Source organism: Streptomyces sp. CNB091 (genome assembly GCF_000377965.1).
Genome location: NZ_KB898997.1, coordinates 81,144 through 92,936 on the forward strand (window position 1 = coordinate 81,144; position 11,793 = coordinate 92,936).

The 11,793-nt window shown below is 71.3% G+C and carries 8 protein-coding genes; 2 read left to right on the plus strand and 6 right to left on the minus strand.

Annotated features, from left to right (window positions below; genetic code table 11):
* Nucleotides 1–24 precede the first annotated feature (24 nt).
* The 5 genes from D581_RS0115585 to D581_RS0115605 all read right to left on the minus strand — a co-directional run bounded on the left by D581_RS0115585 (nucleotide 25) and on the right by D581_RS0115605 (nucleotide 6,048).
* The gene (locus tag D581_RS0115585) at nucleotides 25–1,083 is read right to left on the minus strand and encodes a LacI family DNA-binding transcriptional regulator (RefSeq protein WP_018958150.1); all 1,059 of its coding nucleotides are present in this window, start codon (nucleotides 1,081–1,083) and stop codon (nucleotides 25–27) included.
* Nucleotides 1,068–2,744 (minus strand): glycoside hydrolase family 13 protein, encoded by a 1,677-nt coding sequence (locus D581_RS0115590; RefSeq protein ID WP_018958151.1) that lies wholly within the window; start codon nucleotides 2,742–2,744, stop codon nucleotides 1,068–1,070. The genes D581_RS0115585 and D581_RS0115590 overlap by 16 nt, the downstream gene beginning before the upstream one ends.
* 118 nt (nucleotides 2,745–2,862) lie before the next feature.
* Nucleotides 2,863–3,741 (minus strand): sugar ABC transporter permease, encoded by an 879-nt coding sequence (locus D581_RS0115595; protein ID WP_018958152.1) that lies wholly within the window; start codon nucleotides 3,739–3,741, stop codon nucleotides 2,863–2,865.
* A complete protein-coding gene (locus D581_RS0115600; protein ID WP_018958153.1) occupies nucleotides 3,738–4,757 on the minus strand; it encodes a carbohydrate ABC transporter permease in 1,020 nt (339 codons plus the stop codon). Before D581_RS0115600 ends, D581_RS0115595 begins: the two co-directional genes overlap by 4 nt.
* Before the next feature lie 19 nt (nucleotides 4,758–4,776).
* On the minus strand, nucleotides 4,777–6,048 hold the full coding sequence (locus D581_RS0115605; protein ID WP_018958154.1) for an extracellular solute-binding protein: 1,272 nt from the start codon (nucleotides 6,046–6,048) through the stop codon (nucleotides 4,777–4,779).
* A 346-nt stretch (nucleotides 6,049–6,394) separates the two neighbouring features.
* On the opposite strand from D581_RS0115605, the gene D581_RS0115610 reads away from it, so the two are divergent.
* The gene (locus D581_RS0115610) at nucleotides 6,395–7,438 is read left to right on the plus strand and encodes a LacI family DNA-binding transcriptional regulator (RefSeq protein WP_018958155.1); all 1,044 of its coding nucleotides are present in this window, start codon (nucleotides 6,395–6,397) and stop codon (nucleotides 7,436–7,438) included.
* A 76-nt stretch (nucleotides 7,439–7,514) separates the two neighbouring features.
* On the plus strand, nucleotides 7,515–8,501 hold the full coding sequence (locus D581_RS0115615; protein ID WP_018958156.1) for a phosphatase PAP2 family protein: 987 nt from the start codon (nucleotides 7,515–7,517) through the stop codon (nucleotides 8,499–8,501).
* Nucleotides 8,502–8,743: 242 nt separating this feature from the next.
* On the opposite strand, the gene D581_RS0115620 is transcribed toward D581_RS0115615, so the two are convergent.
* Entirely contained in the window at nucleotides 8,744–11,740 is a 2,997-nt protein-coding gene (locus tag D581_RS0115620; protein WP_018958157.1) for a bifunctional [glutamine synthetase] adenylyltransferase/[glutamine synthetase]-adenylyl-L-tyrosine phosphorylase, read from the minus strand.
* Between the last annotated feature and the right edge of the window lie 53 nt (nucleotides 11,741–11,793).

Below are 11,793 nucleotides of genomic sequence, written 5' to 3' on the forward strand. Positions count from 1 at the left end.
CACGGGCCCGCTGACGCTTAGCGGTCAGCCGTTGCGTACCGCCGCCGTCGAGCCCCGTACGACCAGCTCCGGCTGGAAGACGTACTCGGTGCGCTGCACCGGGCTGCCCCCGATCTCCTCCAGCAGCGCGCCCACGGCGGCCGCCGCCATCGCCTGCACGGGCTGGCGCACCGTGGTCAGCGGCGGGTCGGTGAACGCGATGAGCTGTGAGTCGTCGAAGCCGACGACCGAGACGTCACGGGGTACCTCCAGGCCCCTCCCGCGGGCGGCGCGGACCACGCCGAGGGCCATCAGGTCGCTGCCGCAGACGATGCCCGTGCACCCCGCGTCCAGCAGGGCGCCCGCCGCCACCTGGCCGCCTTCGACGCTGAACAGCGTGGAGCAGACGAGCAGTTCGGCCTCGGCCCTGTCCATGCCGAGCACCGAGACGGCCGCGTCCACGAACCCGTCGCGCTTGCGGCGGGAGGGGACGTAGCGCTGCGGGCCTATGGCCAGGCCGATCCGGCGGTGGCCTAGCTCGGCGAGGTGCCCCAGGGCCATCCGTACGGCGGCGTTGTCGTCGGGCGAGACGAACGGTGCGCTGATGCGCTCGTTGTAGCCGTTGATCAGGACGAACGGCACGCCGCGCTCGGTGAGCGCGGCGTACCGGCCCGGGTCGGCGGAGGTGTCCGCGTGCAGCCCGGAGAGGAAGACGATGCCGCCGACGCCGCGCTCCACGAGCTGCTCGACGAGTTCGTCCTCCGTCGCACCGCCCGGCAGCTGGGTGCAGAGCACGGGGGTGTAGCCGTGCCCGGCCAGCACCTGTTCGACGGACTGCGCGAACGCCGGGAAGATCGGGTTGGTGAGTTCGGGCGTCACCAGGCCGATCAGTCCGGCGCTGCGCTGCCGCAGCCGTACGGGCCGCTCGTAGCCCAGGATGTCGAGCGCCGCGAGCACCCGCTGACGCGTGGAGTCCGCGACGCCCTGCTTCCCGTTCAGGACCCGGCTGACCGTCGCCTCGCTGACCGCCGCCTGTCCGGCGATGTCGGAGAGGCGGGGCGCCGCCGTGGTCCTGGGCGCGGGCAGTGTCACACCGTCCACCACACCGTGGTGTCGGCGGGCAGCTCGGCCTCGGCGCCGTCCACGGTGACCGGGGAGCTGGCGAGCAGCACCCGGCCGCGGGCGGCGATACGGACGGGGGCGCCGGTGGTGTTGACGGTGCAGACGAAGCCCGGGCGGGCGAGGACGAGGACGCCTTCGGGGCCGTCCAGCCACTCGACGTCCGTGCCCGCGCCGAGGCCCGGGTGCTCCCGGCGGGCGGCGATGGCGGCGCGGTACAGCTCCAGGGTGGAGCCCTCCACGCCGGTCTGCGCCTCGACGGAGAGCTCACCCCAGCCGGCGGGCTGCGGGAGCCAGCTGCCGCCGTCGCCGAAGCCGTACGAACCTCCCTCGCGGGTCCACGGGATCGGGACGCGGCAGCCGTCGCGGAAGCCGTCCTGGCCGTCGGCGCGGAAGAACGAGGGGTCCTGGCGGGCCTCGTCGGGCAGGTCGGTGACGTCGGGCAGGCCGAGCTCCTCGCCCTGGTAGACGTAGGCGGAGCCGGGCAGGGCGAGCATCAGGAGGGTGGCGGCGCGGGCCCGGCGCAGGCCCATCTCGCGGTCGCCGGGGGTGCGGATCTGGGTGCCGAGGCCCGCCGGGTTGGCGAAGCGGGTGGCGTGCCGGGTGACGTCGTGGTTGGAGAGCACCCAGGTGGCGGGCGCGCCGACCGGGCGCATCGCGGCGAGCGAGGTGTCGATGACCTCGCGCAGTTCGGCGGCGTCCCAGGCGGTGGCCAGGTACTGGAAGTTGAACGCCTGGTGCATCTCGTCGGGGCGCACGTAGTTGGCGGTGCGCTCGACGGTCGGGGTCCAGGCCTCGGCGACGGCGATCCTCTCGCCCGGGTACTCGTCGAGGATGGTGCGCCAGCTGCGGTAGATCGCGTGGACGCCGTCCTGGTCGAAGAACGGCATGATGTCGTTGCCGAGCAGCCTGAGCTGGTCGTGGGAGCCGAGGTCGGGCAGCCCCTCGGCCTTGACGAGGCCGTGGGCGACGTCGACGCGGAAGCCGTCGACGCCCATGTCGAGCCAGAAGCGGAGGATGGAGCGGAACTCGTCGGCGACGGCCGGGTGTTCCCAGTTGAAGTCGGGCTGCTCGGGGGCGAAGAGGTGGAGGTACCAGTCGCCGGGGGTGCCGTCCGGGTTCGCCGTACGGGTCCAGGCGGGGCCGCCGAAGATGGACTCCCAGTCGTTGGGCGGGAGTTCGCCGGCGGCGCCCTTTCCGGGGCGGAAGTGGTAGCGGTCGCGCAGGGCGGAGCCGGGGCCCTCGGCCAGGGCGCGCTTGAACCACTCGTGCTGGTCGGAGGAGTGGTTGGGGACCAGGTCGACGATGATGCGCAGGCCCAGGCCGTGGGCCTCGCGGATCAGCGCGTCGGCGTCCAGCAGGTTGCCGAACATCGGGTCGATGGCCCGGTAGTCGGCGACGTCGTAGCCCGCGTCGGCCTGCGGGGAGGCGTAGAAGGGGCTGAGCCAGACCGCGTCGACGCCCAGGTCCTTCAGGTGGGGCAGGCGGGCGGTGACGCCGGCGAGGTCGCCCATGCCGTCGCCGTTGCCGTCGGCGAAGCTCCGCGGATAGACCTGGTAGATCACCGCGTCCTGCCACCAGCCGGTGCGGTGGCCCGGGGCGTCGTCGGACGTGCCGGTGGAGGGGGCAGCGAGGTGCTGGGTCATGTCGTCCCTGGGGTGTCTGGGTGGGGAGCGGCGCCGGGGACCGGGTCCGGGTTTCCGGCGCCGCCGTGACGGGTGCGGTGGTGCGTGCGGGTGCTGGTGCGGGTGGCCAGGGGGCCTCTCAGCCCTTGACGGCTCCGGCAGACATGCCGGTGACCAGGTGTTTCTGGGCGAAGAGGAACACCAGGGCGGCCGGGATGGCGATGAGCACGGAGGCCGCGGTCATGGGGCCCCACTGGGCTCCGTACTGGTTGACGAACTTCTGGAGCCCGCCGGCCAGCGTGAGGTTCTCGTCGCCGACCAGGAAGGCGGAGGCGTACGCCACTTCGCCCCAGGCGGTGATGAAGGAGTAGAACGCGGTGACCGCGAGGCCCGGCTTGGCCAGCGGCAGGATCAGCCGGAAGAAGGTGCCGAACGGGGTGAGGCCGTCGACCTCGCCCGACTCGTCGATCTCGCGCGGGATGGTGTCGAAGAAGCCCTTCATCATCCAGGCGCAGAACGGCACCGAGATGGTGAGGTAGGTGATGACGAGTCCCATGGGCTGGTTGAGCAGCCCGAGGCTCGACATGATGTTGTAGATCGGCACGATGAGGACGGCGACCGGGAACATCTGGGTGATGAGCAGCGTCCACATCAGCCCGCGCTTGCCGGGGAAGCGGAAGCGGCTCACCGCGTAGCCGGTGGTGGCGGCGACGAAGACGCCGATCACGGTGGAGAGCGCGGAGATGATCACGGAGTTGGCGAACCAGTTGAGGAACTCCGTGTCGCGGATCAGGTTCGTGTAGTTGACGAACGTCGTCTCGCGGAAGAAGTCCGTGGTGGTCGCGAACTTGGCGGGCTTGAGCGAGGTCAGCAGGACCCACAGCACCGGGAAGACCGCGATCACCGAGGCGATGATCAGGGGGAGGTGCAGGGCGACGGAGGCGAGCGGGGAGCGCTCGCCGCGCAGCCGGACCTTGGGCACGGCGTGCCGGACGGGGGTGTCGGTCGCGGTGGTCACCAGTTGTCTCCCTGGGAGCGCAGGACCCGCCGGTAGACGACGGCGAAGAGCATCAGGAGTACGAGGATCAGCACGCCCCAGGTGGAGGACTGCGCGTAGTCGCGCGGGCTGATCTCGAAGGAGAACTTGTACGCCTGGGTCACGAGGATCTGGGTGGCCTCGCCGGGTCCGCCGCGGGTCAGCAGGAAGATCACCGGGAACATGTTGAAGGTCCAGATGGTGGAGAGCAGGACCACCGTGGTGGAGACCGGGCGCAGTCCTGGCAGGGTGATGTGGCGGAAGCGCTGCCAGGCGGTGGCGCCGTCCATCTCGGCCGCCTCGTACTGCTCGGAGGGGATGGACTGGAGTCCGCCGAGGAGGGCGACCATCATGAACGGGATGCCGAGCCAGACGTTGACGGCGATGACCGCGAACTTGGCCCAGGTCGGGTCGTTCAGCCACGGCACGGCGTCGATGCCGGCGCCGCCGAGGACCTTGTTGAGCAGACCGCGCTCCTCGTTGTAGAGGAAGCGCCAGGCGAAGACGGAGACGAAGCCGGGGATGGCCCAGGGCAGGATGAGGGCCATGCGGTAGGCGGAGCGTCCGGCGATGCGGCGGTTGAGGATGTTCGCCAGGGCCATGCCCAGGACGAACGTGACGCTCACGCAGGAGACGGTCCACACCAGCGTCCAGCCGAGCGTGCCGAGGAACTGCGAGCCGGTCAGCGCGTCGATGTAGTTGTCCGCGCCGACGAACTCGTAGGTGGCGGGGATCTCGTTGACGCCGATGGAGCGGGCGACGTTGCGCTCGTCCGCGTCGGTCATCGAGAGGTAGATGCCGCGGACCAGCGGATAGCCGATGATCACGCCGATCACGATGACGACCGGGGCGACCATGGCCCAGGCGTACCAGTGGACCGACAGCGCCCGTCGCAGACGGCCGGGGGTCGGTGGTGGGGTGCCAGTACCGCGGCTCCGGCCGCGGGCGGTGTTCTCGCCCGCGGCCTTCACCACCGACTGGCTGGTGTGGACAGCCATCAGTCGGCCAGCCTTCCTGTTACTTCCAGCCCTCAAGGAGCTTGCGGTAGGAGTCGCCGGTGGCCTTGGCGGCCTTCTCCGGCGTGGTCTGGCCGGTGAGGACCTTGGTGTACTCGATGCGCAGCGGCTCGAAGAGGCTGCCGCCCTCGGGGATCCAGGGGCGCTCGACGGCGGTCTCGACGACCGGCTTGAAGAAGCCGACGATCTCGCTGTCCACGGCCTCCTGCTTGGCGTACGCGGAGGTGCGGGTGGGCAGCAGGTTCAGCTCGCCGGCGGCAGTGGCCTGGCTGTCCACGGAGGTCATGTACTCGACGAAGGCGTAGGAGGCGTCGAGGTTCTTGGAGCCGGCGTAGACGGCCAGGTTGTGGCCGCCCTGCGGGGCGCCCTGGGCGGCGGAGCCGGCCGGGACCGGGGCGACGCCCAGGTTGTCCTTGTCCGTGAACTCCTTGCCGGTCAGGGTGTCGGCGACGGCCCAGGGGCCGTTGATCATCATCGCGACGTCGCCGTTCTTGAACGACTGCATCATGTTCTCCCAGCCGTCCGAGGCATCCGTCTTCGCGGTGCCGTCGTCGACCAGGGCCTTGACCGCCTCGAACGCCTTGACGCCCTCGGGCTTGTCGATGGTGACGCTCTTGGAGGAGGCGTCGACCATGTCGCCGCCCTCGCCGTAGAGGAAGGAGAGGAAGTAGTACGGGTCGTCGCCGCGGAGGTAGAGGCCGGTCTTGCCGGTCTTGTCCTTGATCTTCTCGGCCACGGTCTTGAGGTCGGCCAGGTCGGCGGGCGCCTCGACGCCGGCCTCCTTGAACAGCTTCTTGTTGTAGAAGACGCCCATGGAGTCGATGACCTGCGGGACGGCGTAGGTCTTGTCCTCGTACTTGGTGGACGCGACGGCCTGCTTGAGGAAGTCGTCCTGGTTCTTCAGGGCGGGGGTGCCGTCCAGGGGGGCCAGGTAGCCGAGGTTGGCGAAGTCCGGCGTCCAGGCGACCTCGGAGCGGATCACGTCGGGGGCGCCGTCGCCGGCCTGGGCGGCGTTCTTGAACTTGTTCTGCGCGTCGCCGAAGGGCACGTTGACGTACTTGACGTCGACCTTCGGGTGCTTCTTCTCGAAGCCCTCGGCCAGCTTCTTGAAGACCTTGTCCTCGCTGCCGACGCTGGAGGTGTCCCACCAGGTCACCGTGCCGGAGAGCTCGCCCGAGCTCTTGCCGCCGCCGGACTTCTCGTCGCTGCCGCAGGCGGTCGCCGCGAGCGCCAGGGCCGCGACCAGGGCGGTGGCCGTTATGCCACGTCGCATCTGAACTCCTTCAACTGCCGTACCGCTCCGTCGCGGCGCCGGGTCGACGTGAACGTAACAAGGATGAAAGACGACCGAAAGACCTTGCGGAAGATTTCTGCAAGCCTTGGTGATCGTTACATTCGCGTGTCCTCAAGGTTGCCGTCAAGCCCCTTGACGGCACTCCCTCATCCCTGGCAGGGGCAGGCGGGACACGGCATATCCGCAGTGCGACGATCCGACCGCGGCCCGCGATCCGGGACCGCAAGTCCTTGCAAGACGTTGCCGGAGAACCCTCCGGCACCCTCCCCCGCACCGCCCCGCAGACGGTGGGCAATCCGACACGGGCCCGGTACAGTCCCATCCCATGACCGCACGGCTTGCCGATATCGCAACTCAGGCGGGGGTCAGCGAAGCAACGGTCAGCCGGGTCCTGAACGGCAAGCCCGGAGTCGCGGCGACCACCCGCGAATCCGTCCTCGCGGCGCTCGACGTGCTGGGGTACGAACGCCCGGTGCGGCTGCGCAGGCGCAGCGCGGGACTGGTCGGCCTGATCACCCCGGAGCTGGAGAACCCGATCTTCCCGGCGCTGGCGCAGGTCATCGGCCAGGCGCTGACCCGGCAGGGCTACACCCCGGTGCTGGCGACCCAGACGCCCGGCGGCTCCACCGAGGACGAACTCACCGAAATGCTGGTGGACCGGGGCGTTTCCGGCATCATCTTCGTCTCCGGGCTGCACGCGGACACCTCGGCCGATATGCAACGCTACGAGCAACTGCGCGGCCAGGGCGTCCCGTTCGTCCTGGTGAACGGCTTCTCCGCCAAGGTGCAGGCGCCGTTCATCTCCCCGGACGACCGGGCGGCGATGCGCCTCGCGGTGACGCATCTGGTGGCGCTCGGCCACACCCGTATCGGACTGGCGGTCGGCCCCAAGCGCTTCGTGCCGGTGCTCCGCAAGATCGAGGGCTTCCACGCGACGATGCGGGAGCAGCTCGGCCTCGCACCGGACGCGGTGGAGGAGTTGATCCAGCACTCCCTGTACACGCTGGAGGGCGGCCAGGCCGCCGCCTCCGCCCTGATGGAGCGCGGCTGCACGGCGGTCGTGTGCGCGAGCGACATGATGGCGCTCGGGGCGATCCGGGCGGCCCGCCGGCTTTCCAAGGATGTGCCGCGCGATCTCTCGGTCGTGGGCTACGACGACTCGCCGCTCATAGCGTTCACGGACCCGCCGCTGACGACGATCCGGCAGCCGGTGACGGCGATGGGCCAGGCCGCCGTCCGCACGCTCCTGGAGGAGATCGGCGGAACCCCGGCGCCGCACAGCGAGTTCGTCTTCATGCCCGAGCTGGTGGTTCGCGGTTCGACGGCCTCGGGCCCCGCAGGCGGCTCAGGGTCGCTCCCTCGTCCTTGAGACGCAGGACGTGCGACCGGAACCCGACCGGAGGATGATCGGGGGCAGGGGAATCACTATGGAAGACTCTCTGCCTATGGGTGAAACACAGGTGACCACGCACGAAGGCCGGTCGACGGCCGATCCTTCACCCATCGCGGCCCAGGCGGCCCCAGAAGCCGCCACCCCGCCCCCCCTTCCCCCGGCTTCCGGGAAGACCGGCAGACTGCTGGCCCGGCTCCACTCCCTGCGGATGCCCCGCCGCCCCCGGCTCTGGTTCGAGATCCTGCTCATCGCGGTCAGTTACTGGCTGTATTCGCTCGTGCGCAATGCCGTTCCGGAGCAGAAGGCCCAGGCGCTGCGCAACGCGGACTGGATCTGGGCGGCGGAGAAGTCGCTGGGTCTCGCCTTCGAGGAAACGGTCAATCACGCGGTCAATTCCGTCACATGGCTGATCGTGTCGATGAACTACTACTACGCGACGCTGCACTTCGTCGTGACCATCGGCGTCCTCGTGTGGCTGTTCCGCCGCCACCCGGGCCGTTACGCGGCGACGCGGCTGGTCCTCTTCGCGACGACGGGCGTGGCCCTGCTCGGCTACTACCTCTACCCGCTGGCGCCACCCCGTCTGATGAACGGCGCGAACTTCATCGACACCGTGCTCCTGCACGAGACGTGGGGCTCGATGGCCTCGGGCAACTTCAAGAACATGTCGAACCAGTACGCGGCGATGCCGTCGATGCACATCGGCTGGTCGCTCTGGTGCGGCCTGACGATCTTCGCCCTGGCCTCGGCGCCCTGGGCCCGCATCCTGGGCCTGCTCTACCCGACGCTCACCCTGGTCGTCATCGTGGCCACCGCCAACCACTTCTGGCTGGACGCGGTGGGCGGCATGGCCTGCCTCGGGTTCGGCTACGGGGTCTCCCGCGTCTGGTACGGCTCACTGCCGCACCGGCTGCCGAAGTGGGTACCGGTACCAGCCGGCAAGAGCCGCCTGACCGCCCTGCGGACCAGACTCCCCCGCCCGGCATCGGAGCCGGACCCGAAGCCCGCACCGCAGCCGGCGGGCTCGCGGAGGCCGTAGCGCCGGACCAGATCCTTTCAAGCCCGTCCTTCCCAGCCCCTCCGGCGTTTGAGGAGCGGGGTCCGGGGCGGAGCCCCGAATCCAGCCCGTCCGGCGCTTGAGGAGCGGGGCCCGGGGCAGAGCCCCGAATCCAGCCCGTCCGGCGCTTGAGGACGTCTTTCCCAGCCCCTCCGGCGCTTGAGGAGCGGGGCCCGGGGCGGAGCCCCGAGGGGGCCCCGGGGCCGAGCCCCGGGAGCACGCCCTCAGGCCCCCGCCCCGTAGAACCGCTCCTCCACCACCGCCCGCGCCCGCCGCGTAATCCGCCGGTAGTCGTCCAACATGTCCCCGACATGCCCCGGCTCGTACCCCAGGTACCGCCCGACCGCCGCCACCTCCCGCGGGTCGGACGGAAACGTGTCGCCCGGCCTCCCCCGCACCAGCATCACCGCGTTGCGGACCCGCGTCGCCAGGACCCACGCCTCGTCCAGCGTCTGCGCGTCCTCCACCGGAATCAGCTCCGCCGCACACGCGGCGGCCAGCGCCTCACGCGTACGCGTCGTACGCAGCCCCGGCTCCACCCACCCGTGCTGCATCTGCATCAGCTGCACGGTCCACTCGACGTCGCTCAGCCCGCCCCGCCCCAGCTTCGTGTGGAGCGTGGGGTCCGCGCCGCGCGGCATCCGCTCGGACTCCATCCGCGCCTTGAGCCTGCGGATCTCCCGTACGGCGTCCTCGCCGAGCCCCTCCATCGGATACCGCAGCGGATCGACCAGCTCGATGAAGTCGCGGCCCAGCTCCTCGTCGCCCGCCACCGGTTCGGCCCGCAGCAGCGCCTGGCTCTCCCAGGCCAGCGACCAGCGCCGGTAGTAGGCCTCGTACGACTTCAGTGTGCGGACCAGCGGCCCGCTCTTGCCCTCCGGGCGCAGGTCGGCGTCGATCAGCAGCGGCGGATCGGCGGTCGGCAGCTGAAGCAGCCGCCGCATCTCCGAGATGACCGTGTTGGCGGCCCGGGCCGCCTCCTCGTCGCTCACGCCCTCGCGCGGCCGGTGGACGAAGAGGACGTCGGCGTCGGAGCCGTAACTCAGCTCGTGCCCGCCGAAGCGGCCCATGCCGATGACGGCGAACCGGGTCGGCAGGGTGTCGCCCCACTGCGCGCGGACGGCGGCCCGCAGCGCGCCCGCGACGGTGGCGGCGTTGAGGTCGCTGACGGCCGAGCCGACGCGGTCGACGAGGGCCCCGTGATCCTGCTCGGCGGGGTTGTCCTCGGTGCCGTACGAGCCGATGAGGTCGGCGGCCGTCGTGCGGAACAGCTCGCGGCGGCGCACCCCGCGCACCACCGCGACGGCCGACTCCGCGTCCCCGGCACGCCCCACCGCGGCCAGTATCTCCTGCTCCAGGTGGGCCCGGGTGCGGGGCGTGAGCCCCCCCGGGTCGCCGAGGATCGCCACCGCTTCCGGGGCCCGCATCAGCAGGTCGGGGGCGAGGCGGCCGGCGGAGAGGACCCGGGCGAGGTTCTCCGCGGCGGCGCCCTCGTCGCGCAGGAGCCGCAGGTACCACGGGGTCTTGCCCAGCGCGTCGGACACCTTGCGGAAGCCGAGGAGCCCGGCGTCCGGGTCGGCGGAGTCCGCGAACCAGCCGAGCAGCACCGGCAGCAGGGTGCGCTGGATGGCGGCCTTGCGGGTGACGCCGGAGGAGAGGGCCTCCAGGTGCCGCAGGGCGGCGGCCGGGTCGGCGTACCCGAGGGCCACCAGGCGGATCGCGGCGGCCTTCGCACTGAGCCGGGACTCGGCGGGGGCCAGCTGGGCGACGGCGTCCAGCAGCGGCCGGTAGAAGATCTTCTCATGCAGCCGCCGTACGACGGAGGCGTGCCGCTTCCAGGCCTTGTTCAGCTCGTTCACCGGATCGGTGCGCATCCCGAGCGACCGGCCGAGCCGCCGCAGATCCGCCTCGTCGTCGGGGACGAGATGGGTGCGGCGCAGCCGGTAGAGCTGAATACGGTGCTCCATGGAGCGCAGGAAGCGGTACGCCTCGTCGAGCTGGGCGGCGTCCGCGCGCCCCACGTACCCGCCCTCGGCGAGCGCCCGCAGCGCCTTGAGGGTGGAGCCGCTGTGCAGGGAGGCGTCGCTGCGGCCGTGCACCAGCTGGAGGAGCTGCACCGCGAACTCGACGTCGCGCAGTCCGCCCGGGCCCAGCTTCAGCTCCCGCTCGATCCGGTCGGCGGGGATGTTGTCGACGACACGACGGCGCATCTTCTGCACGTCGGGGACGAAGTTCTCCCGGTCGGCGGCCCCCCAGACGAGCGGTGACACCGCCTCGACGTACTGCGCGCCCAGCCCGGGGTCGCCGGCCACCGCGCGGGCCTTCAGCAGGGCCTGGAACTCCCAGGTCTTGGCCCAGCGCTGGTAGTAGGCGAGGTGGGAGCTGAGGGTGCGCACGAGCGGCCCGTTGCGGCCCTCGGGGCGGAGGTTGGCGTCGACCTCCCAGATGGTGCCCTCGGCGGTGGTCTCGGAGCAGAGCCTCATCATGTGGGCGGCCAGCCGGGTGGCGGCTTGCATGGCTTCGGTCTCGTCGACCCCGTCGCGCGCCTCCCCGACGAAGATCACGTCGACGTCGGAGACGTAGTTCAGCTCGCGCCCACCGCACTTGCCCATGGCGACGACGGCGAGCCGGCACCGGGCCGCGTCCTCGGGCGCGGCCGTGCGGGCGATGGCGAGAGCGGCGCGCAGGGTGGCGGTGGCGAGGTCGGCCAGTTCGGCGGCGGTCCGCGCCAGGTCGGTGGTCCCGCACACGTCCCGGGCGGCGAGGGTGAGCAGACACCGGCGGTAGGCGACCCGCAGCGAGTCCGGGTCGACGGCGTCCGCGAGCCCGCGCTCGAACTCGGCGACCCCGGGGTTCAGGTCGACCGCCTCGTACGTGACGAGCGTCTGCCAGTCGCGCGGGTGCCGGGCCAGGTGGTCCCCGAGCGCCTCCGAGGCGCCGAGGACCCCGAGGAGCCGGTCGCGCAGGGGTTTGGCGGTGACGAGGGTGCCGAGCAGCACCTGCCGCTCGCTCTCCGTCTCCACCTCGGCGATCCGGACCAGGCCGCGCAGGGCCAGGTCCGGGTCGGCGGTGGCCCCGAGCGCCTCCAGGAGGACGGGATCGGACCGTACGGAGGCCAGCGCGTCCAGGTCGAGGAGCTGGTCCGCGGCGGACGGGTCGGTGAATCCGTGCCGCAGCAGCCTGGTGAACGTACTGCTTCTGCGCCCCGGCACCGTCGTCATTCCGTGCTCTCCCGCCAGCCGAACCGAACCGTGTCCCCGTTTGTCGCCCCGGC